The 23456-nt window shown below is 44.6% G+C and carries 23 protein-coding genes and 1 pseudogene; 12 read left to right on the plus strand and 12 right to left on the minus strand.

Annotation, left to right across the window (positions count from 1 at the left end):
- Positions 1 to 27: 27 nt before the first annotated feature.
- The 3 genes from iolC to iolA form a co-directional block, all read right to left on the minus strand.
- Positions 28 to 1005, minus strand: a complete 978-nt coding sequence (iolC, locus tag NYE49_RS20385) for a 5-dehydro-2-deoxygluconokinase (RefSeq protein ID WP_014478485.1) — start codon at positions 1003 to 1005, stop codon at positions 28 to 30.
- A gap of 23 nt (positions 1006 to 1028) precedes the next feature.
- Entirely contained in the window at positions 1029 to 1844 is an 816-nt protein-coding gene (iolB, locus tag NYE49_RS20390) for a 5-deoxy-glucuronate isomerase (protein ID WP_014478486.1), read from the minus strand.
- 74 nt (positions 1845 to 1918) lie between these two features.
- Positions 1919 to 3382, minus strand: coding sequence for a methylmalonate-semialdehyde dehydrogenase (iolA, locus tag NYE49_RS20395; RefSeq protein ID WP_003243682.1), 1464 nt, complete (start codon positions 3380 to 3382; stop codon positions 1919 to 1921).
- A gap of 416 nt (positions 3383 to 3798) precedes the next feature.
- Between iolA and iolR the strand changes: the two genes are divergently transcribed.
- The 7 genes from iolR to NYE49_RS20430 all read left to right on the plus strand — a co-directional run bounded on the left by iolR (position 3799) and on the right by NYE49_RS20430 (position 9642).
- Complete coding sequence (gene iolR, locus NYE49_RS20400) at positions 3799 to 4554, plus strand: myo-inositol utilization transcriptional regulator IolR (protein WP_123374104.1); 756 nt, start codon at positions 3799 to 3801, stop codon at positions 4552 to 4554.
- A gap of 53 nt (positions 4555 to 4607) precedes the next feature.
- Entirely contained in the window at positions 4608 to 5540 is a 933-nt protein-coding gene (locus NYE49_RS20405; RefSeq protein ID WP_003227049.1) for an aldo/keto reductase, read from the plus strand.
- A gap of 261 nt (positions 5541 to 5801) precedes the next feature.
- Positions 5802 to 6452: a hypothetical protein gene (locus NYE49_RS20410; protein WP_019712600.1), complete on the plus strand. Its 651-nt coding sequence runs from the start codon at positions 5802 to 5804 to the stop codon at positions 6450 to 6452.
- Positions 6453 to 6455: 3 nt separating this feature from the next.
- On the plus strand, positions 6456 to 6764 hold the full coding sequence (locus NYE49_RS20415) for a YxcD family protein (RefSeq protein WP_003227046.1): 309 nt from the start codon (positions 6456 to 6458) through the stop codon (positions 6762 to 6764).
- Between the two features lie 184 nt (positions 6765 to 6948).
- Positions 6949 to 7515, plus strand: a complete 567-nt coding sequence (locus NYE49_RS20420) for a CGNR zinc finger domain-containing protein (protein WP_080344246.1) — start codon at positions 6949 to 6951, stop codon at positions 7513 to 7515.
- 136 nt (positions 7516 to 7651) lie between these two features.
- The gene (locus NYE49_RS20425) at positions 7652 to 8140 is read left to right on the plus strand and encodes an HPP family protein (protein WP_250503708.1); all 489 of its coding nucleotides are present in this window, start codon (positions 7652 to 7654) and stop codon (positions 8138 to 8140) included.
- Between the two features lie 116 nt (positions 8141 to 8256).
- Positions 8257 to 9642, plus strand: coding sequence for a sugar porter family MFS transporter (locus NYE49_RS20430; RefSeq protein WP_015385124.1), 1386 nt, complete (start codon positions 8257 to 8259; stop codon positions 9640 to 9642).
- Positions 9643 to 9683: 41 nt separating this feature from the next.
- Here the strand turns inward: NYE49_RS20430 and htpG are convergent, their stop codons facing one another.
- Positions 9684 to 11564, minus strand: coding sequence for a molecular chaperone HtpG (gene htpG, locus NYE49_RS20435; RefSeq protein WP_015483932.1), 1881 nt, complete (start codon positions 11562 to 11564; stop codon positions 9684 to 9686).
- Positions 11565 to 11731: 167 nt separating this feature from the next.
- Complete coding sequence (locus NYE49_RS20440; RefSeq protein WP_014481429.1) at positions 11732 to 11983, minus strand: hypothetical protein; 252 nt, start codon at positions 11981 to 11983, stop codon at positions 11732 to 11734.
- 116 nt (positions 11984 to 12099) lie between these two features.
- On the opposite strand from NYE49_RS20440, the gene NYE49_RS20445 reads away from it, so the two are divergent.
- Positions 12100 to 12921: an SDR family oxidoreductase gene (locus tag NYE49_RS20445; protein WP_015385126.1), complete on the plus strand. Its 822-nt coding sequence runs from the start codon at positions 12100 to 12102 to the stop codon at positions 12919 to 12921.
- Positions 12922 to 12950: 29 nt separating this feature from the next.
- On the opposite strand, the gene NYE49_RS20450 is transcribed toward NYE49_RS20445, so the two are convergent.
- A complete protein-coding gene (locus NYE49_RS20450; RefSeq protein ID WP_047183464.1) occupies positions 12951 to 14093 on the minus strand; it encodes a TetR/AcrR family transcriptional regulator in 1143 nt (380 codons plus the stop codon).
- 142 nt (positions 14094 to 14235) lie between these two features.
- Between NYE49_RS20450 and NYE49_RS20455 the strand changes: the two genes are divergently transcribed.
- Entirely contained in the window at positions 14236 to 15573 is a 1338-nt protein-coding gene (locus tag NYE49_RS20455) for an aldehyde dehydrogenase family protein (RefSeq protein WP_047183465.1), read from the plus strand.
- 189 nt (positions 15574 to 15762) lie between these two features.
- Positions 15763 to 16220 (plus strand): annotated as a pseudogene (locus tag NYE49_RS20460) (RDD family protein).
- Between the two features lie 43 nt (positions 16221 to 16263).
- Here the strand turns inward: NYE49_RS20460 and NYE49_RS20465 are convergent.
- Positions 16264 to 17496 carry a PQQ-binding-like beta-propeller repeat protein gene (locus tag NYE49_RS20465; protein ID WP_047183466.1) on the minus strand — a complete coding sequence of 411 codons (1233 nt, stop codon included), beginning with the start codon at positions 17494 to 17496 and terminating at the stop codon, positions 16264 to 16266.
- 100 nt (positions 17497 to 17596) lie between these two features.
- Entirely contained in the window at positions 17597 to 18022 is a 426-nt protein-coding gene (locus NYE49_RS20470) for a DUF5391 family protein (RefSeq protein WP_047183467.1), read from the minus strand.
- A gap of 255 nt (positions 18023 to 18277) precedes the next feature.
- Here NYE49_RS20470 and NYE49_RS20475 point away from each other — a divergent pair, with 255 nt between their 5' ends.
- On the plus strand, positions 18278 to 18733 hold the full coding sequence (locus NYE49_RS20475; RefSeq protein WP_047183468.1) for an RDD family protein: 456 nt from the start codon (positions 18278 to 18280) through the stop codon (positions 18731 to 18733).
- Between the two features lie 29 nt (positions 18734 to 18762).
- On the opposite strand, the gene NYE49_RS20480 is transcribed toward NYE49_RS20475, so the two are convergent.
- From NYE49_RS20480 to yxaF, 3 genes are all read right to left on the minus strand, one after another.
- Positions 18763 to 19971 carry a DUF418 domain-containing protein gene (locus NYE49_RS20480; protein WP_047183469.1) on the minus strand — a complete coding sequence of 403 codons (1209 nt, stop codon included), beginning with the start codon at positions 19969 to 19971 and terminating at the stop codon, positions 18763 to 18765.
- Positions 19972 to 20078: 107 nt separating this feature from the next.
- On the minus strand, positions 20079 to 21092 hold the full coding sequence (gene qdoI, locus NYE49_RS20485) for a quercetin 2,3-dioxygenase (RefSeq protein ID WP_342410721.1): 1014 nt from the start codon (positions 21090 to 21092) through the stop codon (positions 20079 to 20081).
- Positions 21093 to 21185: 93 nt separating this feature from the next.
- Positions 21186 to 21761, minus strand: a complete 576-nt coding sequence (gene yxaF / locus NYE49_RS20490; RefSeq protein ID WP_032725021.1) for a transcriptional regulator YxaF — start codon at positions 21759 to 21761, stop codon at positions 21186 to 21188.
- A 130-nt stretch (positions 21762 to 21891) separates the two neighbouring features.
- Between yxaF and NYE49_RS20495 the strand changes: the two genes are divergently transcribed.
- A complete protein-coding gene (locus NYE49_RS20495; RefSeq protein ID WP_123374092.1) occupies positions 21892 to 22962 on the plus strand; it encodes an SDR family oxidoreductase in 1071 nt (356 codons plus the stop codon).
- A 56-nt stretch (positions 22963 to 23018) separates the two neighbouring features.
- Here the strand turns inward: NYE49_RS20495 and NYE49_RS20500 are convergent, their stop codons facing one another.
- Positions 23019 to 23450 (minus strand): MarR family transcriptional regulator, encoded by a 432-nt coding sequence (locus NYE49_RS20500; RefSeq protein ID WP_003243994.1) that lies wholly within the window; start codon positions 23448 to 23450, stop codon positions 23019 to 23021.
- Between the last annotated feature and the right edge of the window lie 6 nt (positions 23451 to 23456).

Below are 23456 nucleotides of genomic sequence, written 5' to 3' on the forward strand. Positions count from 1 at the left end.
ATCCCACCTTTACTCGATCTTTTTCAATTATGACTGTGCTTCAATAAGCTGTACGATTTCTTCCGCAGTCGGCATCGCTTCTGACGAACTGTGCTTGCTCACCACAATGGAAGCGGAAGCACTGCCGTATTTCAATGCCGTTTCAATGTCTTTTCCGCTGACAAGGCCATAGATAAAGGCTGACGCATAGGAGTCACCGGCTCCAAAGGTTTTTAGCACTTTTGTCTTGTACGCTTGAGCGCGGAATACCTCGCCGGATTTGCTGTATGCGTAAGAGCCTTCGACGCCGTGTTTGATGACAACGAGGTCGGCTGAATGGCCAAATAAATGATTGACGGATTCTTCATTGCTTCCGCCTGTGCGGTTTTCCATCACATCAAATTCATCGCGTGTGCCGATGACGATATCAGACTGCTCGGCAACCAAAGAATAATAAACGGCTGTTTCATCTGATGACTGCCACGTATACGGGCGGTAATCCAGTTCGAACACCACTTTAACCTGATGCTTCTTTGCGTATTGAACAGCTTTTAATACCGCTTCCCGTGACGGGCTTTTGGCGAGCGCTGTCCCGGAAACAAGCAGCATTTTCGCATTTGCGATATAGTCCTCGCTTACCTCTGAAGGCTCAAGATAAAGATCCGCCACATCATCGCGATACATTAAAATGCTGCATTCTTCTGGGCTGAGGATTTCTGTAAATGCAAGGCCTGCTTTGTGTCCATCTTGATCAACAACCATCTGTGTTGTATCAACGCCGGTCTTTCTCATATAGGACTCTATGAATCTTCCATGCTGGTCATCCGGAATTTTGCCGATGAAGCCCGCTTTTAAGCCAAGCTTCGCGCTGCCGATTGCGATATTCGCAGGTGAACCGCCGACGTATTTGGAAAATGTCATCGTCTCTTCCATTGGGCGGTTGTATTCGACTGCGTTCAGGTCAATACATGCCCGGCCGATGGCAATAATGTCAAAAGCCTTCTCTTCATTGAATGTATACTTCATCGTAAACAGCCACTCCTCACTTGTTAGCGTTCTAAAATCCACTCATGCGCCGGGTCGTTATGAAACTTCCATTTTCGCGTCGGCCCTGCCATGACATTTAAATAGTAGGATGTGTATCCGTCCGGAACGCCTACCGGGTGGTATCCCGCAGGAACGATGACAACGTTTTCATTTTCCACAGTCATTGTCTCGTCAATAGAACGGTCATCTGTGTATACGCGCTGAAATACAAAGCCCTGTCCCGGGTCTAACTCATGGTAGTACGTTTCTTCTAAGAAAGATTCTTCCGGCAAGTTGTCTTGATCATGTTTGTGGGGCGGGTAGCTGGACCAGTTGCCGCTGTCTGTATAGACTTCAACTACTAATAGACTGTTAGCTGAAGGGTCTGAATCCGGAAGAATGTTATGAACAGTACGTTTGTTTGAAAATTGCCCGCGATGCTCAATTCCGTTGTCTTCCGCTTTGATCAGCTTTGTCGGAAGCTGCTTTTCCGATGGAGAATAGCAAAGCGCAACTCTTGCGTCGCTGACCGCTGTGATCTCAAATGCACGGTCATTTGACATATAGACGCTGTCTGTCGGTTTTCGTTCAAATACACTTTCACGCGTGCCGATATTCTCAAAAGTCGACTCATGATCTGTCACTGTAATTTTCCCTGTTACCGCCACAATACAGATTTCTTGTTTTTTCAATTCTTCTGTATAGCTTGAACCTGATGCAAGATCTAACACTTTAAACTCTACATAAGTGAGATCAGAGTTGGATGTCGTTACTTCGTGCACGAGTTTGACCCCATTAGACACTTCATGCGACTGCGGCTTACGCAACAAATAACTCATAGAGAAACCCTCCTCTTTCTATTGGCAGAATGAGTCCGAACAGCGCACATGGACGCCGTTCGGCTGTTCGTCGTTTAGTTGAAATCAGGTGCCGGATATCTTGCCGTCACCACTTTTTTACGTGTATAGAAGTCGACGCTGTCTTTTCCGTTCGCATGCAGCGTTCCAAAGAATGAAGATTTCCAGCCTGAGAATGGGAAGAACGCCATTGGAGCCGGCACACCAAGGTTGATGCCTAGCATTCCCGCATCAATGTTTTCACGGAAGTAGCGGATTGCGTTTGAGTTGGATGTGAACAAGCAGGCGCCGTTCGCAAACTCAGACTTATTGGCGATTTCAATCGCTTCTTTCAGGTTTTTCACACGGATGACAGATAAAACCGGAGCGAAAATTTCATCTTTCCAGATCGTCATCTCTGTTGTGACATTGTCAAAGATCGTCGGGCCGACAAAGTAGCCGTCGTCAGACACATTTTCACGTCCGTCACATACGAGTCTGGCACCTTCTTCAAGACCTTTTTCGATATAGCTGAGCGTGCGCTTCTTGTTGTCTTCGCGAATCACCGGTCCTAAGAACACGCCGTCATCAAGGCCGTTACCGATTTTAATGTCCGCCACTTTTTCCTGCAGCTTCGCCATAAATTCATCGGCGATTCCTTCTTCAACTGTCACAACCGCACAAGCCATGCAGCGTTCACCGGCAGAACCGAAGGCAGCTCCGACGATGTTTGTGACCGTGTCTTCAAGATTCGCATCGTTCAAGACAATCGTATGGTTTTTCGCGCCAGTCAGAGATTGAACGCGTTTTAAGTTTTCGCTTCCTTTTTTGTAGACGTATTCGCCTACTGGCTTGGAGCCTACAAATGAAATCGCTTTAATTTCGGGATGCTCGAGGATGCCGTTCACAACGTCATGCGCACCGTATACGACGTTGAATACCCCTTTCGGAAGGCCCGCTTTTTCAAAAAGCTCAACCAATTTCTCTGTTAACAGCGGAGTCCGCTCAGATGGTTTTAAAATAAATGTGTTGCCGAGCGCGATCGCCATCGGGAACATCCAGCAAGGAACCATCATCGGGAAGTTGAATGGCGCGATTCCGCCGACAACTCCGATTGGGTAACGGTAGTTCGCCGCTTCAACGTCCGTTGCGATGGAAGCAAGTGAGTCACCCATCATCAGGGAAGGTGCTCCAGCGGCGAACTCTACGTTTTCAATCCCGCGTCCCACTTCACCTAAAGCTTCTTTTGTGTTTTTTCCGTTTTCAATGGTAATCAGATGAGCCAGTTCTTCTTTATGCTGAGACAGCAGCTGCTGGAAGTTAAATAGAATTCTGGCACGGCGCGGAACCGCCACCTTTGACCATGTTTTAAATGCTTCAGCAGCCGTTTGCGCTGCGTAATCAATATCCTCTTTTGTAGAAATCGGCACTTGGCATAGTACTTCTTTCGTCGCCGGATTGACGACATCTTCATATTGATCTGTTTTGCTTTCAACCCATTCACCGTTGATGTAGTTTTTTAATTTTCTGATTTCTGCCATTCTTATTGCCTCCTTCATTAGTAAACACATACACTTGTATGGATGGTTCCGGATAGATTCATATCAATATCCACTTTTCAGCAAGCCAAGAATTAAACGCTTTCAAAAAAACCAAAAAAATAAATGGCGGATGCATATTTACATACAAGCAACCATTTCATGCACAACAGGTTACTTTTTGGTCATTTCTTGGTTATATTCTAATCGCATAATACCCATAAGTCAATCATAAACACTAAATTTTTTCATTATTTTTATTATATTAATCTTTTAATCAATTAAAAGAGGTAAGAGAAGCCCGTCGAATCTTGCAAAAGATACACACCGATGTTATCATTTTTTAAGCAACTATTGATTAACTTTTGGTTTTTATTATATATTTATGTTACGTAAAGATTCAAGAAGGAGTTTTTAATATGAAACTGATGCGGATTCAGGAAATGGAGGAGTACATTTTATCGCATGGCACTGTTTCCTTAGATGAGCTGTGCCAGGTGTTCAATGTCTCCAAAAACACAGTCAGACGTGATATCAACAAGCTAACAGAAAAGGGTGCGATTGAAAAAGTATACGGCGGCGTAACATCTATTGAAAAAACCGCATTAGTTCCTTTTGAAAATCGCACCATTCAGCACCAGGATGAAAAAACAAAAATCGCCCATTATGCTTCCCGATTTATTGAAGATCACGATTTGGTCTTCATTGATTCAGGAACGACGACAAAGTCTATTCTTGATACGCTTGATCCAGCCAAAAATGTCACCATCTTAACCAACAGTTTAGACATTATCAATGCGGCGTCAGCTTTGAAGAATATCAACTTAATCATGATCGGAAACAACTATAAGAGAAAAACCCGTTCCTTTGTCGGCATGGACGACCCGGCTATGCTTGATAAGTACAATATCAACAAAGCCTTTATGTCCGCTACCGGAACGACGCTGACACACGGATTGACCAATTCGGATCTGCTGGAGTATGAAATTAAAAAGAGGATTTCAGAAAAAGCAAAAGAAGTGTATCTATTGGCTGACCATTCTAAATTCGGAAAATCAACGCTTCTGACGTATGCGCCGTTTGACAGGCTGCATTGCATTGTGACCTCTCAGCCATTAGACGACGAGTACACGCAGTACTGCAATGAGCATCAAATCGGCATTCATCTGGCCTAACGTTTACAATAGTGTTGAGAGTCTATCATCCATTTTATTCTAGGAGGCAGATCATGAAAAAAGCGAAGCTCGGAAAATCAGACTTGCAGGTATTCCCTATTGGATTAGGAACAAATGCTGTCGGAGGACATAACCTCTACCCGAACCTGAATGAAGAAACCGGAAAAGAATTGGTGCGCGAGGCGATCCGTAATGGCGTGACAATGTTAGACACCGCTTATATTTACGGGATCGGCCGTTCCGAAGAATTAATTGGTGAAGTGCTGCGTGAATTCAACCGTGAAGATGTTGTCATCGCTACAAAAGCCGCTCACAGAAAACAAGGCAATGACTTTGTCTTTGATAATTCACCAGAATTTCTTAAAAAATCAGTTGATGAAAGCCTGAAGCGCTTGAATACCGATTATATCGATTTGTTCTACATTCACTTCCCTGACGAACATACGCCTAAGGATGAAGCCGTTAACGCGCTGAATGAGATGAAGAAAGCCGGAAAAATCCGTTCCATCGGTGTATCCAACTTCTCTTTAGAGCAATTGAAAGAAGCAAACAAAGACGGTTTGGTAGATGTATTGCAAGGCGAATACAACCTGTTAAACCGTGAAGCGGAAAAAACATTCTTCCCGTATACGAAGGAGCATAATATTTCATTTATCCCTTACTTCCCGCTCGTATCAGGTTTATTGGCAGGAAAGTATACAGAAGATACAACGTTCCCAGAAGGCGACCTGCGAAACGAACAGGAACACTTCAAGGGTGAGCGTTTCAAAGAAAATATCAGAAAGGTCAACAAGCTTGCGCCGATTGCCGAAAAACACAACGTGGATATCCCTCACATCGTATTGGCCTGGTATTTAGCAAGACCGGAAATTGATATTTTAATCCCAGGAGCAAAACGTGCCGATCAGCTGATTGATAACATCAAAACAGCCGACGTGACGCTTTCTCAAGAGGATATTTCATTTATTGATAAGCTGTTCGCATAAGAAGAAAACAGCCTTCTCCAATGGAGAAGGCTGTTTTTTTGTGCGATAAATTCCTAAATAACTGATTTTGAAGCAAAACCTTACAAAATGAGCCATAAATCCGATAAAATAAAGGTAGTTTATCTCAGAAAGAAAGTGATTGAGAAAGCAAAAGTATGAAACGTTCATATCATCTAGCTCATATGAAATAAAGCTGACCCAGCTTCTTTTATTTGCTGGTCAGAATAGCGGACCTTTTCGGCGGTCTATGGAGGAAACAGAATGAAACTTAAATATGTAAAAGCCTTAGTTGCAGTAACCGTTGCTTTAGGTGTACTGCTGCCATCAACGATTTCTCATGCAAAGAGCTTTAGCGGCCGCTCATCATCTAGTTACAGCAGCCGAAGTTCAAGCTCGTCATACAGCGGAAGCTATAAATCAAGCCCGAAATCAAGCTACAGCTCAGGATCAAGCTCTTCTAGCAAAAAATCCAAGACGCCTGACGATTCATCATCATCGATTTCGCTTAAAAAGAAGCCTTCGGAAAAGGCAAGTTCATCAAGCTCTAAAAAATCGTCAGGCACCTTTTCCGGCGCTACATCAAAAGTAACCGGAAAGACATACAGCGGAAAAACGTCTAAAGCCTATGTTGGCGGACGATATGTTTCAGTCAATCATTACTATCACGCAGGTTTCGCGCCATCAGGATGGTTTGGATATTATAGCGGATTTACAATGGGTATGTTCATGATCAGCATGATGCACCCATGGGGTTACACCTATCATCCAGTCGGAGGCCCAGGCTATGTTTCTTATGGCGCTTCACCCATTGCCTGGATCGTGGATATCATCGCTTTGATCATTATTTTAATCATTGTCATCGCATTGATTCGCGCATTTAAAGCACCGAAGACGTACAGAAGGAGATTTTAGGCAATGAGATTAATATTAAATGAGCAAGAAATTGTAGACGGAATTTGCGTGTATATTTCCAATGAAGAAGATATCTACCCTGAAGACGTTGAAGTAAAAGAGCTATCGTACAACAAGCGTACAGGGTTCTTCGCTGAAGCCACATTTGGCCTGCACCACAAGCAGCTTATGTCAGATGACATTTCAGAAGGCATTATTCAGTTCTTAGAGGAATACCACAACTTCAATCCGGACGTTACCGTCGTTGAATTGCAATTTGATAAGAAAAAAGGCTTCTCCGCCTTGGTTTTCGTCAACGAAGCAGAAGAATAAAAATGTCTTAATCAAAACCTTACTCCGCGCGGGTAAGGTTTTTTATGATGGTTTTCCAGTAGACAGGAAGAGCATCTTCCCTTTAATCAGCAGACCGCCTGAGAGATAAAATGCCTCCTTTTACTCATATCCTTGCGTCAAAAAGGTTTTGGCGCTTACAATAATTTTGAAAGGAATGATCACAATGGCAAATGCTCAATTCCCTCTTATCACACAAAACCTTTCTCTCGATCTCGTGAATACTGAAATTGTAAGCTATGATAAACGGCACGATCTCATCCAGTCAGAAAAAGACCTGATGACATGGTTTGAAATAATGGGAGAAACTGCTCCTTTTCTCAATTCCTTTACGCTACAGCAAGTCCAAGAACGATTGCATCGGATTCATCAATTCCGGGCTGAGCTGAGAAAGCACTTTGAGCGTATTGTCGAAGGCAGTGAACCCTCTCAAGCTTTTATCTCTTTCCTGCAAGATCAAATCGCCGCCGCTCCCTTTTCTTATCAAATCATAGATGGCAAACTAGCCCGCATTCCGAATGGAAAACCAGATGATGCCATTTTATCGCTTATCGCTTACGATGCGTTATGGCTCATTCATACAAAAAAAATCCAACAGCTGAAACGGTGCGCAAACGAAAAGTGCATTTTGCTTTTTCTTGATAAAACAGGAAGGCGAAAATGGTGCTCCATGAAGATATGCGGCAACAGGCATAAGGTTTCACGCCATCAGAAAAAAATGAATCATGAGTAAGAATCCGTTCCCCAGCGAACGGTTTTTTTATTGACTCGAAAAACTAACCTCTAAAAATAAAATTGACAGGTTAGTTTTTAACTATTATTCTATACATATTGGAGGGATAAATTTGGAAAACAACTTCTTTTTTAAAATGAAAGGAAATGGAAAAACGCCCTTGCAGGTGAACGGCAAAGATGCTGTTACAGGGCTTATCGGAGGATTTATTACCATATTGACACTGGCTTCGTTGACCGCTTATACATCAAGCTTATGGTTAATGGCGCCTTTTGGAGCGAGCTGTGTGCTCGTATTCAGCGCTTGGAATGCTCCATTATCACAGCCAAGGAATGTGATTGGCGGCCATTTTATTTCCGCTCTTACTGGGATTGTTGTCCTTCATATATTCGGCGCCCACCCATGGACCTTTGCATTGGGGACAGGGCTTGCCATTTGCTTGATGATGCTGACCAAAACCACTCATCCTCCTGCCGGCGCCGACCCGATTGTTGTCATTCAAGGGGCATATGCTTGGAGTTATTTAGTATTTCCCGTGCTCATTGGATCTGTCATCATCGTGATCATCGCTCTCATTATTAATAACTTACGCAAAAATCGCCAATACCCCGCCTTTTGGCTTTAACGTTTCCGTTTGTTCAAAACAAATGTTTCAAATGAGATAGGAAATGGGTACTAATCTATTAACTTTGTTATACATTTTAGATACTCATTGGCTCAACAACTGAGGAGGAGACATTTGTGAAGAAAGACACAAGGAAATATATGATCTACTTTTTCGGCGCTTTAGGGGGACTACTATATGGTTACGATACAGGCGTTATCTCAGGAGCACTCCTGTTTATCAATAACGATATTCCTTTAACGACATTGACAGAAGGATTGGTTGTCAGCATGCTGCTCCTTGGCGCGATTTTCGGTTCTGCCTTGAGCGGCACATGCTCAGACCGCTGGGGCAGGAGAAAGGTTGTATTTGTCCTTTCCATCATTTTTATTATCGGTGCGCTCGCTTGCGCATTTTCGCAAACAATCGGCATGCTGATTGCATCAAGGGTGATACTCGGGTTGGCCGTCGGCGGTTCAACGGCACTTGTGCCCGTGTATCTTTCCGAAATGGCACCGACGAAAATTCGCGGGACACTCGGCACAATGAACAACTTAATGATTGTCACCGGGATTTTGCTCGCCTATATCGTTAACTACCTGTTCACACCGTTTGAAGCGTGGCGCTGGATGGTCGGTCTGGCCGCAGTGCCTGCCGTACTTCTATTAATCGGCATTGCGTTCATGCCGGAATCGCCAAGATGGCTCGTGAAGCGCGGCCGTGAAGAAGAAGCGAGACGCATCATGAACATCACTCATGACCCCAAAGACATCGAAATGGAATTGGCAGAGATGAAGCAAGGGGAAGCGGAGAAAAAAGAAACGACACTCAGCGTGCTGAAAGCCAAATGGATTCGCCCCATGCTTCTGATTGGCGTCGGCCTTGCCATTTTCCAGCAGGCGGTCGGCATTAACACGGTCATCTACTACGCGCCAACCATTTTTACGAAGGCCGGTCTTGGCACATCAGCTTCGGCGCTCGGCACAATGGGGATCGGCATCCTCAACGTCATCATGTGTATCACTGCCATGATCTTAATTGACCGTGTCGGCCGCAAAAAACTTCTGATCTGGGGAAGTGTCGGCATCACACTGAGCCTTGCTGCTTTATCAGGCGTGCTCCTGACACTCGGACTTTCCGCATCAACAGCGTGGATGACAGTAGTCTTTCTAGGTGTCTATATCGTCTTTTACCAGGCGACATGGGGTCCGGTAGTGTGGGTGCTCATGCCTGAGCTCTTCCCATCCAAAGCACGCGGAGCCGCGACAGGGTTCACGACTTTGGTGTTATCGGCGGCTAACCTGATCGTGTCGCTTGTCTTCCCGCTGATGCTAAGCGCGATGGGCATCGCATGGGTCTTTATGGTTTTCTCAGTCATTTGTCTTCTCTCATTTTTCTTCGCGTTCTACATGGTACCGGAAACCAAAGGGAAAAGCTTGGAGGAAATTGAAGCAAGCCTGAAAAAACGGTTTAAAAAGAAGAAAAGCACCCAAAACCAAGTGCTGAATGAGCGTACTTTATAAAAAAAGGAATCGTCTCCTTATGGGACGATTCCTTTTTCTGTTTACACCATGACCTTGCAAATATTGTTCGTAAATTCCACAGGGTCCTGAATCGGCAGGCCTTCGATGAGAAGCGCCTGATTGTACAGAAGGTTTGTGTACAGGCTCAGCTTCTCTTTATCTTGTTCAAACGCGTCCTGCAGCGTTTGGAATACTTCGTGATTTGGGTTGATTTCCAGCACTTTTTCCGCCTTCACATTTTGGCTGTCAGGCATCGCGTTTAAGATTTTTTCCATCTCAATTGTCACTTCGCCGTCAGCAGCAAGGCAGACTGGATGTGATTTAAGCCGTTTTGAGATTCTGACGTTTTTCACTTTGTCTGACAGAATGTTTTTCATTTCCTCAAACAGATCCTTATACTTGCTTTCCTCTTCCTCGGACTGCTTTTGATCCTCATCCGTGTCTATGCCAAGGTCTCCGCTTGATACGGACTTGAATTCTTTTTCCTGATAAGAAGCCAGCATTTTAATTGCAAACTCATCGATGTCCTCAGTAAAGTAGAGGATTTCATAGCCTTTGTCCGCCACCATTTCCGTTTGCGGCAGTTTCTCAATGCGGTCGTAAGAATCACCGGTCGCATAATAAATGAATTTCTGCTCCTCTGGCATTCTGGAAACATACTCGTCTAAGCTGACCAGTTTTTTCTCTTTTGAAGAGTAGAATAATAGGAGATCCTTCAATTGATCCTTATTCGCGCCAAAATCATTATACACGCCGAATTTCAGCTGTCTGCCGAACGACTTGTAGAACGTCTCGTATTTCTCCCGGTCTTTTTTCAACAGGCTTTGCAGCTCGCTTTTGATTTTCTTGCTGATGTTTTTCGCGATCAGCTTCAGCTGGCGGTCATGCTGCAGCATTTCTCTGGAAATATTCAGCGACAGATCCTCAGAATCGACCATGCCCTTCACAAAGCTGAAGTGGTCCGGTAGCAGGTCTGCGCACTTATTCATGATCAGCACGCCATTGGAATACAGCTCCAAGCCTTTCTCATATTCCTTGGAATAGTAGTCAAACGGCATGTTTTCAGGGACGAATAGAATCGCGTTGTAGCGAACGGCTCCATCCACACTGATATGAACGTGTGTGAGCGGTTTATCAAACCCGTAATGCTTTTCAGCATAGAATGTTTCATAATCCTCATCTGTCAGCTCGCTTTTGTTTTTTCTCCAGATCGGCACCATGCTGTTGACCGTCTGCTCTTCCTGCACCTCTTCAAATTCATTTTCGCTGCCTTCCTTCGGCTTATTAATCGTTGTATCCATTTTGATCGGGTAGCGAATGAAGTCGGAGTATTTCTTGATAATCGCTTTTAAACGATATTCCTCTAAAAACTCGTCATAGCTGTCATCTTCTGTGTTCTCTTTGATTTTCAGGATAATGTCTGTACCGACAGAATCCTTTTCACACGGTTCAATCGTATAGCCGTCTGCACCCGCAGACTCCCATTTATAAGCCTCTTCGCTGCCAAGCGCTTTACTGATGACTGTCACGACATCGGCAACCATAAATGCCGCGTAAAAACCGACACCGAACTGCCCGATAATGTCATGTCCGTCTTTCAGCTCGTTTTCCTTTTTAAACGCGAGGGAACCGCTTTTTGCAATTGTTCCAAGGTGCTGTTCAAGCTCATCCTTTGTCATTCCGATCCCCGTATCAGAGATGGTTAATGTTCTCGCATCTTTGTCAGCTGCGACCTTTATGTAGTAACTATCTTTATCAAACGTAAGCGCATCGTCCGTAAGCGCTTTGTAATAGATTTTGTCAATCGCATCACTTGAATTGGAGATTAACTCGCGCAGGAAAATTTCTTTTTGGGTATAAATGGAGTTAATCATCATATCCAGCAAGCGTTTAGACTCTGCTTTAAACTCTTTTTTCGCCACTCTTGATCGCTCCTTTACCATTATGTAAACCCTTTTCAGCATCTATTTATCACATAAGATGACAATTGTCAATTAGATTGATAGATGCATATATATGTAAATTTAACATTAGTTGGATTTGTTTTCACTCTTTTTCTCACGCATTCTCATAAAAAAGAGAGGCTTCATCATCCTCTCTTTTTTTCTGTGTCATTCCAGCGGCCAAACTCCCGCTTCATCCATATATGCACCGGGTAGAAAAACAAACCGAACGGTATCAAAAACAATAGATTATGCCATGAAGCATTCAGAAATGCGCTTGCAGTCACCGGAAACGTAATCTCTTGTAATAAAAAAGAGATGACAGTCAGCACAACAAATGCAGATGGAATGGTAATGAAGCAATAAAACTTGAGCTCCTTCTTATGCTGTACCTTCAAACATGCAAACCTCCCAACAATTTCTAATTTATCTTAACATATGCTGGCCTTTCTTTTCTCGCATGTTTATCACTGCACATAGCGGGAAGACAAATAGAAAAAGGAGGTCTCGTATCATGGGAAGACTTGAAAACAAAACAGCAGTGATCACAGGCGCCGCGACAGGCATTGGGCAAGCGACGGCAGAGGTTTTTGCCAATGAAGGCGCGCGTGTGATCATCGGAGATATCAATAAAGATCAAATGGAAGAAACAGTTGACGCAATCAGAAAAAACGGAGGACAGGCCGAATCCTTTCACCTCGATGTGTCAGATGAAAACAGTGTGAAAGCATTTGCTGATCAAATCAAGGATGCATGCGGAACGATTGATATTCTGTTTAATAATGCCGGCGTTGATCAGGAAGGCGGAAAGGTGCACGAATATCCGGTTGACCTGTTTGACCGCATTATCGCTGTCGACCTGCGCGGCACATTCCTTTGCAGCAAATATTTGATTCCGCTCATGCTCGAAAATGGAGGCTCCATCATCAACACCTCCTCCATGTCAGGCCGTGCCGCGGACCTTGACCGCTCCGGCTACAACGCAGCAAAAGGCGGCATCACCAACCTGACAAAAGCGATGGCGATCGACTACGCACGGAACGGCATCCGCGTCAATTCCATTTCACCGGGTACGATTGAAACCCCGCTGATTGACAAATTAGCAGGCACCAAAGAACAGGAAATGGGCGAAAAATTCCGCGAAGCCAACAAATGGGTCACGCCGCTCGGCCGCCTCGGCCAGCCGAAGGAAATGGCGACAGTGGCCCTGTTCCTCGCGTCAGACGACAGCTCATACGTCACAGGAGAGGACATCACCGCAGACGGCGGCATCATGGCATACACATGGCCAGGGAAAATGCTGATTGATGAGAAATGGAAGAAAGAAACGAAATAAGAGAGGGGATGTCCCTCTCTTTTTGTCTTTCAAAGCAATACAACCTTATACTTTTTCACATCCAAAAACTGCAAAAATTCCCTCGCCAGCACTTCAGGCGGATGCGCCTTTCCTTCATCCAGCCGATACAAAAGCAACCCAATAATCATTGCGGATACATAATGGGCATAAAGCTTTTTCTCTGCGTGAATATCAGTTTGCTGATGCAGATAAAACGATTCCAGCACTTTGAACATATCAGGTATCACATGAGGAACACCCCATTCCTGGTTCAGAAAATGGACAATGGGCATGTTTGACAAAGCAGAAAGCAGACTGGCGAGCGCCTTCTCCGCTTCCTTTAAAGAAAATTCATTCGGGCTGAAGGCAATCGTCAGGTGATCAATGATCTCCGCACATGATCGCTGTATCATGGTTTGGAGCAATTCCTCTTTATTGGCATAGTGATCATAAAAGGTTGCGCGGCGGATATTGCTTTTCCGGGTAATATCCGAAATCGTGATGGCTGCGTAGTCTTTTTTCTCCGCCAGCACGTCCAGAAATGCCTTCTGGAGCGCCTCTCTCGTTCGAACCACACGCCTGTCGATTTGCTTGTCCTTCTCTCGCTCTCCTGGCACAGCTTGTCCAAACAGCCAATAAAATCTCTTTTGAGAAACAAGCTCCCATACCTTTTGGCTGATAGCTTCCGGAGTCGCGGCCGCATCCTCATTCAGCCAATACAGGATAATCGCGTACGTGTACAAGGCCCGGTAATGTCCGTAAATTTCCCGTTCGATCGGTGTCAAATTCACATGGACCGGAGCCAGCAGCACATCCTGCTGAAACACATCCCTAAAAAAACGATGGAAATGCCCTCTGTTCATCATCACAGAAAAAAAGGATCGATGCTCATGAACAAAGGACAGCGTCGGATGCACCGTTTGCCGTTTATTGTTCAAATGAAGGGTATCCATATGACTGAAGGCGTCAAAAAGCGCTTTGCCCAGTCCTTCCTTCATGTCTTCGATCACATCCTCAATGATTGAAAACTTATCCTCATAATAAAGGTAGAGCGATCCGCGGCTCACTTTGGCCTTCTCAGCGATTTCTTTCATTGTGATGTGTTGAATATCTCTTTCTTTCAATAAAGCCAGCAGCGCCTCTTTCACTTGAGCTTCGGCAGATTCCGGCACAAAAGACACCTCCAATCATTAGACAGATCTTAGATATATGTACGGTAACGTATAGATGGTTCACCGTTGTCTTTCTTACAGAAAAGGTACCACCTTATAATAGGTCCGAGAAAAGAAGAAAGCAAATGAGGGGGATTTTACAATGGAACAACAAGTAAAGGACGACATCCAGCGTGTCTTTCAGCTTCAGAAAAAACAGCAAAAAGCCTTGCGCGCTTCAACAGCGGAACAGCGCAGAAAGAAGCTTCAGCGCTTTTTAGATTCCGTCATCGCCCATGAAGAAGAAATCATCGAAGCGATCCGCAAAGACGTCCGCAAACCATATCACGAGGTCAAAAAAGCGGAAATCGAAGGAACAAAAAAAGCGATCAGAGATAATATGAATAACCTGGAACAATGGATGGCGCCTAAAGAAGTCGGTTCATCGTTAAGCCCTGACGCAAACGGAATTCTTATGTACGAGCCTAAAGGCGTCACACTCATCCTCGGCCCGTGGAACTATCCGTTTATGCTGACGATGGCGCCGCTTGCCGCTTCTCTCGCTGCCGGAAACAGCGCGATTGTGAAGCTGTCCGATTTCACGATGAACACGAGCAACATTGCCGCTAAAGTGATAAGAGACGCTTTTGATGAAAAAGAAGTCGCGATTTTTGAAGGAGAGGTTGAGGTGGCAACCGAACTACTTGATCAGCCGTTCGACCATATTTTCTTCACTGGAAGCACAAATGTCGGGAAAATTGTCATGACAGCGGCTGCCAAACACTTGGCATCTGTCACACTTGAGCTTGGCGGCAAGAGCCCGACGATTATCGACAACGATTACGATCTGATGGACGCAGCGAAAAAGATCGCCGTCGGGAAATTCGTAAACGCCGGCCAAACCTGCATCGCACCTGATTACCTGTTCATTAAAAAAGACGTTCAGGACAGGTTTGCGGGGATTTTACAAACAATCGTTAACGCAGGATTTATGGAGGATGATCATACCCCAGACCGCAGCAAATTTACGCAGATCGTCAATGACCGCAACTTCAACCGCGTCAAAGATCTGTTCGACGATGCCATCAAAAAAGGGGCGGAAGTGGTGTTCGGCGGCGTATTTGATGCCAGCGACCGCACGATCTCGCCAACCGTTTTGAAAAACGTCACGCCTGATATGAAAATCATGCAGGAGGAAATCTTCGCACCAATCCTGCCGATGATGAATTATGAAGACATCGACGAGGTCATCGATTACGTAAATGATCACGATAAACCGCTTGCGCTTTATGTATTCAGCCAAAACCAAGACCTGATTGACAACGTCCTTCAGCACACGACATCAGGAAATGCCGCCATCAATGATGTCGTCGTCCATTTCAGTGACGTCAACCTGCCATTCGGCGGCGTCAACACAAGCGGAATCGGCTCCTATCATGGGGTATACGGATTCAAAGAGTTTTCTCATGAGAAGGGTGTCTTTATTCAAGCCTCTAAATAATCGTAATGAAGAGAATCTGCATCATCTTGCAGGTTCTTTTTTTATCTTTATATCACCTAAATAAAGAGATTAAAAGTGATAAAATACCATTTTCACTACGAAACCAGATTCTTCTAGTCTATCTCATTGAAACCCTGCAGCCTCTAACGTATAATTTCCCAGAAAAATTCAAAGGAGAGAATATTATACATGGAAAAACCAGCAGGATTTTGGATTCGGGCAGCCGCCTCTATTATTGATGTATTTATTATAGCTATATTCTCTTTCATTATGATTTTCATTAACACCTTCATTGTGTTGCCACTCATTGATGCAGCAGGCACACACATGTCAGAAGCCCGATAATGTTGGTCATTGGCACAATCCCTGTTTTGGCCATCATATTTATTTTCGTTATTCTTTACTATAGCTTGCTGACTTCCTCAAACATGCAGGCAACATTGGGAAAAAAACTCATGGGCATCATCGTTGTCAATCAGTATGGCGAGCGTTTTTCTTTTTGGCACAGCTTCGGCCGTTTCTTCGCTTACACATTATCTAAGATCTTATATATCGGTTTTATCATGGCGGCCTTTCCCTCTAAACTGGCATTACATGATTATATTTGCGGGACAAAGGTTGTCTATAAAAATAAATATCTTGATTGATCAAATAAACAGGCTGCCGAGTTAACCTCGCCAGCCTGTTTTACTATTTCCCGAAAGCCATCAGCTTCGTATAACTTCCAATATAAAGCGTTCCGTCCTCAGCAAGCTGCGGAGATGACACGACGTTGCTGTCGGTTTGATAGCTCCATAATTCATTGCCGTTTGCGTCTGCCGCATAAACCTTCATATCATCTGACCCGAAATAAACCGTTCCCTTCGCGTCAATCAGCGGCGCCGTTCTGACAGGGCCGTCTGTGTAGAATGACCAGTTCATATCCCCGTTTTTACTGATGGAAAACAGCTCGCCGCTTCCTGAGCCGATATAGATGTTTCCGTTATGGTCGATCGCAGGCGATGAACTTGAGAACCCGTTCAGCGGGAATGTCCATTTTAAGCTGCCTGTTGACGTATACGCATACAGCTGTCCGTCTTGGTTGCCAGCATAAACGGTGCCATCCTTATCAATCACCGGATATCCTTTAAACGCATTTGACGTCGTTCTGGACCATTTCACCTGTCCGGTTCCGGAATTGATCGCATAAAACACGTTATTGTATGTGCCGACATACACGGTGCCGTTTGAGGCAAGCACCGGCACAGAGCTGACGACACCATTTGTTTTCAACTTCCAGCGCTCTGTCCAGGTTGATTTTGACGTCGGTTTGATCGCATGAACATAATTATCAAGTGTTGAGAAATACAACGTCCCGTCTGAACCGATCACCGTTTCAGAGCTTGGCCCGCCGCTTAACGGAACCGTTGTTAAAATTTCTCCCGTTTCTTTGTCAATAAAATAAATCTTTTTGTCATAGGAAGCCAAATAGATAACGCCGTTGGTCCCAAGTACAGGAGATTGCGTATATGTTTTTCCAAGATTCCCGGTCACCCATTTGACTGAGCCGTCTGGATTAAAGGCTTTCATTTCCCCATCTCTGGAATGAAGATATACTGTGCCGTCTCCGTCAATCACAGCCCCCGCTCCATTTTGCGGAGTCGTTCTGATGTCGTTTTGCCATTTCAGCGTCCCGTCTGTATTTCCGGCGAACCGGCTTTCGCGTGACCAGTTAAACATGGCAGGCGCCATCGCTTGTACATCATATCTTCCTGTCAAAAAGCCAGATGCTCCATTATTTTGAGAAAACACCGTTTCCGCCGCATAAGCAGCTGTCGGCTGAAGCACTTTGGCAGCAGGCACATCAGAAACAGCGCCGGCCGAAACAGCCGCCGCCACCGCAGCTCCCGCAATCAAAGCTTTCATACGAAATGACTTGACCATCATTGAGACCCCCATTATATGTAACTTCTAATTTGCGACCATCATAACATATTCATCCATTTTATAAATCTATTTCACAAAAACCTCACAAACTAGAAAACTATGTAAGAGTATTCACGGACGTTTTTTCAGCACCCGGCCGAAATGCAGCCACAAACCAAATGACGTTGACAGCAGCTGCAGCGAGACTAATTCCGAAAACAAAGATCACCTCAGAAAGCAGATGGTCACTAAAGAAACTAAACATCAAGATAAAACCGGCCGAAGACAAATGAATCAAAAGCCCGAAGCCGCAAAGCACCGCCATGACATACCTCATTGCATCGACTCCGAGCATATAAACGAGAAATGGAATGAAATACAATACAAGGATCATACCTACAGCTGACCACATGCCAGCTGAATTAAACTGATTGGCCGCCGCTCCCGTTCCGGCCAGCGGCGAAAGTGAAGCCGCCACAATCACGGCGCAAAAAAGAAAAGCAGAAATGGCTGTCATAATCGCCACGCTATTTTTTTTAGACATCAAACTCCTCCTTTAATAGAAATATTAACCTTTTTTATTATAAGTAAGTTGAATGTTATATTCATTATATTTTTTAAAAAAATCCAGAACATACACAAATGATGTGATTCTTTCTAGTATATTTATATAGTAAAAAACAGAGGATAAAAGACTCATTTTTCTGTAATATCAGGATTTTATCACCATACCATATTGCATGTACTTCTTTTTCAAAGTATACTATTCCAGATTCATTCAAAGGAGAGAGAAAAATACATGGAAAAACCAGCAGGATTTTGGATTCGTTTTTTAGCTTATTTTATTGACGGCATTATTGTATCTGTTCCTAGTTATATTATTCTATTTATGATCAATTCTGTTTTTGTAGCTGGGGCTGTGGCAACAAACCCTTACATGACGGAAGAAGAGTATTTAGTGAAATACATGACGCTTGCATTTTTGCCTACAATGCTGATCATGATCATCATCAGTGTGTTATATTACGGGCTGCTCACAGCTTCTAAAATGCAAGGCACACTTGGCAAAAAAATTCTTGGCCTGAAAGTGGTCAATGAACAAGGCGAACGGGTTTCTGTCGGACAGGCAATTGGCCGTTACTTTGCCTATATCTTATCAGGAATCATCTTTTATATTGGATTTATCATGATCGCCTTTGGAGAGAAAAAAGGCCTGCATGACATCATTTGCAAAACACGTGTCGTGTATAAATAATAGAAAAAAGTCTAGACGCCAATAGGCATCTAGACTTTTGTTTTCTTTACAATAGGCTGCCACGACAGATACGTAGCGCTTCTCCACAGCCACTCAAACGGCCCCATCCGAAAGACACGAAGCCAAAGGTGGCTGAAGACTATTTGAACGGCACAAACAGCAAGTGTAATGAGCACACCGGCAGCAGGGTACACTTTTCCATACAGGCCCAAGCCGTAATGATAAAAAATCCAAGTACATACAATAGACTGCATCAGATAATTGGTAAATGCCATCCTCCCAACAGCGGAGAATGATTGCAGCACTGTTCTCACTCTTGTTTTATGATAAAGATAGACAACCGTTGTAACATAGAAAAACATGAGGAAAGGCGCGCCAATCAGCAAACATATTTCTTTATCCGTTACACTGTACATCACCTGGGCGCCGATGCCGATGACAAGCCCGGCCATCCATAATCGTTTTAATCCTTTGCGATGCTTTTCCGGTTCATGCAAATACCGTGATTTTGCTGCCGCAGCTCCCAGCAAAAACATGCTGAAATATGGAATAGATGCAAAGAAGAAATTGAGCGGATTATACGTAAGCATGCCATTCGAAGACATGTAAACAAGACGGTCGTGGATCCGCTGTTCTGCAATATCCTTCAGGCTGCCGCTTCCATAAACATGAATCGCTTGTTTTGCCTGCTGTGTTACCGCTTGTACCCATTCCTGTCCGTTTGATTGATCAAAACTTGTCAACATGAACGGAATGGAAAACAGAAGATACAAAGAGACCGCCCATATCAGCAGTGTTTTCGGCTTTGCTTTTCGAAACAAGAGCAGGACAAAACCGAGCAGGGCATATTCTGTTAAAATATCCCCGTCCCATATCAAAAACGCATGAATCGTTCCAAACAAGAGAAGCGCCATCAACCTTCTCACATATAACGGAACAAACCGTTTCCCTTTGTTTTCTGCTCTCTCCATCATGACAACCATGCCAAATCCAAATAAAAAGGAAAACAATAAAATACATTTTGTTTGAATGAAGAATTTCAGTATGTCTGCGGCGGCAAAATCAGCTTCAGACCACTTATCCATGAAAAAATTCTCTTTTCCAAGCATAGACAAATACATATCCGGATAACTGAAATGTGCCAGATTGACAAATAAGATGCCGAAAATCGCCATTCCTCTCAGCACATCAAGCACACCGATCCGCTCATTTGTTAGAGTCGGCTGTAATGAAGACATAGCCATCACGCTCCTTTTTTCTGTACCTTAAGGGTATGAAAAAATGAAGCGCGGAAACATCGATTTAGGTGTCAGGCCGGCATGAAAACCTTACAATCTTGTCATCTTTATGGTTTCATCACCTTTAAATCTAATGCGTCGATATTCTGCAAAACGCGATCAAAGCGCAAAGCCTGAGGCTCACATGGGAAGATGTGGCCTTCATACGGGTCGCCTAACGTCCGGAAAAACGGTTCAAATAAACCAGGAACCAATACGCCCACCATCTTTGTATAGTGAGAATCAAGGCGATAGGAGTGAACGGTATTTGCAGGGACATGCAGGAAATCTCCCGGATTCAGCTGAATTTCCTGGCCATCTGCCCACATCGTCATCTGACCTTCAAGGCAATAAAATGTTTCTGTATGATGTTCATGGTAGTGATCAACGATTCGGTCACCTTTAGGGCCTTCAGAGGATACGACGATAAACTGGCCATCTGTATTTTTTTGTGCAGCCACAATGCGGTGAAGCTGATCTCCAGTCAACAGGCGATCTCCTTCTCCAGATTCAAGAACGTATGGAACCGCTCCATCTGGCAGCTCTGTAAGTTCCGCTAATTTGGCCGAACATGCAGGCTTTCCTTCATCTAGAAATACAATGTCCGCTACAGCGGCTGCTTCTGCAAATCGCTCGTTTGAGACTTCTTCGCTTGCGTACGGCGGATGTTCAGCGTGATCATACGGATTCCCAATAACGGAATACAAGTGCGCTACGTTTCCTTTCATCGTGTAAGATACCAGTCTTGTTCTGTGGCTCTGCATCCGGTAGCTGTGCGGTGTTCCCGCCGGAATGTTCGCATAATCACCTGATATTAATAAATAGCGTTCACCATCAAGTGTCAGTTCCAGTTTCCCGTCCAAAACGAGAATTCCTTCATGTGTGTCCTTGTGGACGTGAAGCGGAAAGGCATCTCCTTTTCCCCCGGAAAGAAGCACGATCTCAAACAAATCACCTGTGCTCCTCCCATTCGCCATCACCGTGGCAACCTGTCTGCCGAACAGATAGCGCTCGCCTTCTCCGCTCCGGAGCAAATAAGGCATTTTTTCTTTAGGCAATGAATGTGTACATAATGTTTTCATATTATCGCTTCCTCCAATTTAGACCAGTCTATATATTATCATTTATTCGTCTAGACCGTTCTATATAATTGTAGGAGAAAGGATAACAAAATGCTACCCTTTTTTTCTCACCAGCACTGGTATTTGTTCGGCAATGAGAAGAAGAGGCGTTTTGTCTTTATTCGTTAACGAAAGCATGATGCCGCCCTCAATCATCGAATTAATCAGCGTTCCAAGCTGATTTGCTTCTTCTTCTGCAAATCCGTTTTCCATTAATTTTCTGGCAAAAACCGCTTCCCAGCTTTTAAACACCTTCATGCAAACCGTCCGCAGCGGTTCACTGATTAACGCTGTCTCACTCGCCAGCAAACCGACTGGAATACCTTTAATGCTTTCTGTGTTATCAAATTGGCTGGCTGTTTTTTTGATAAAAAGCTGAATCGCTTCAACAGGATCAGAGGATTCATCCATGCTTTTCTGTATCAGATGTTCAACGATCTTACCTGTATATGTAACCGCTTCAATTGCTAATTCTTCTTTGCCCTTCGGAAAAAAGTGATAAAGCGATCCCTTAGGAGCACCGCTTTCTTTTACAATCTGGTTCAAACCTGTCGCGTGATATCCTTGCAGCTGGAACAGACGTGACGCCGTGTGAAGGATTTTTTCACGTGAATCTCCTCTGCTAGTCATTAAAACATTCCCTCCTAGGTATGGTAGAGCGACTTATATAATATAAAAAAGAACCCTGTGATTGTCAAAAGGGGTAAGACCCTCCCGGATGGGGTAATGTACAAAAACAGCGTCTAGGAGGGATCTCTCAATGACAATCGATCATTCAGTCACGAATACAGAGCAGCTTGAACGACAAAACCCCGCCATAAAAACAAAGCTCAAACTGAAAAAGCTTAAGGATCAGGTGATCGTCATTACCGGCGCTTCAAGCGGTATCGGACTTGTCACGGCGAGAATGGCAGCTGAAAAAGGCGCAAAGGTCGTGGCAGCAGCGCGAAATGAAGAGGCGCTGAAGGAGCTCACTGATGAACTTAAGGAAAAAGGGCACGACGCCATATGGGTAAAGGCGGATGTCGGAAAAGAAGAGGACGTCAACCGCATCGCAGAAACCGCGATCAGCACATTCGGCTGCTTTGACACATGGGTCAACAATGCGGCCGTCTCGACTTTCGGACATGCCATGGACGTCACCGTCGAAGACATGAAGCGCATGTTCGACACAAATTTCTGGGGACCTGTTTACGGAACAAGAGCGGCTGTCAAACACTACACCGGCAGAGGTGTGCCGGGCGCACTCATTAATGTAGGAAGCCTGTTCGGAGACAGGGGAACGGTCATTCAATCCACATATGCATCTGCCAAATTTGCGCTTCACGGCTGGACGGAAAGCATCCGAATGGAGCTCGAAAAGGAACAGGCGCCCGTCTCGGTAACGCTCATCCACCCGGGCAGAATTGACACGCCTTATAACGAGCATGCGCACAGCTACCTCGACAAACAGCCGGCTCATTACCGCTCCATGATCTATCCGCCGGAAGCAGTCGCCGAAGCGATCCTGTTTGCCGCCGAACACCCTAAGCGCGACATGTACATCGGCTCACAGGCCAAAGCCATCGCCATGCTGGGCGCGCTTTTCCCTCGTCTGACCGACAGACTGATGGAAAAAATCATGTATCACAGCCAGCATGCCGAAAAACCGTCCAAACCGCGAGAAGAAAGCGCTCTTTATGATGCGGGCTGCGGTATGCATGACAGAGGCACAAATAAAGGATGGATGAGGTCAAGAAGCTACTACACAAAAGCGACGAAGCGCCCCATTGTATCGGCGGCTGTTGTTGCCGGACTAGTGGCTTGGGCTGCCGCCAAACGATGCAGATAATCTCTGACCATAAGAAAAACCCATGCTGTTCCAGCGAACCATGGGTTTTTCAGCTGTTAATCGATAAAAGCCTTGTTCATACGCTGCAGCAGCTCGCCGAACATCTCTTTTTCCTGTGTTGACCATTCTTTCAGCATCTGTTCATAACGTTCAAGGCGCTTTTGCTGATCGGCTTTTAATAGTTGTTTGCCGAGTTTTGTAATGGTAAACAGGCTGACTCTCCCATCAGACGGGTCTGAGAAACGATAGATGAGCTCCTTTGCCTCTAATGCAGCTGCTTGTCTTGAAAGAGTAGAAATATCAAGCTTAAACGATTCTGCCAATTCCTTAACACGAGCAGGCCCAAACTCATCCAATTGTCTCAGCAATAAGTACGAAGATCTCTCCAAATTCCCTGTTCTTTTCTCTGATTGATCTAGATAAACAGCTCTCCTGATAAAAGTCGTCAGCTCATATTCAATTAATTCAACTGGATTTTGATTTTGCAATCGCTC

It is taken from the genome of Bacillus sp. FSL L8-0358 (assembly GCF_038593095.1).
Taxonomy (GTDB): Bacteria; Bacillota; Bacilli; order Bacillales; family Bacillaceae; genus Bacillus; species Bacillus subtilis.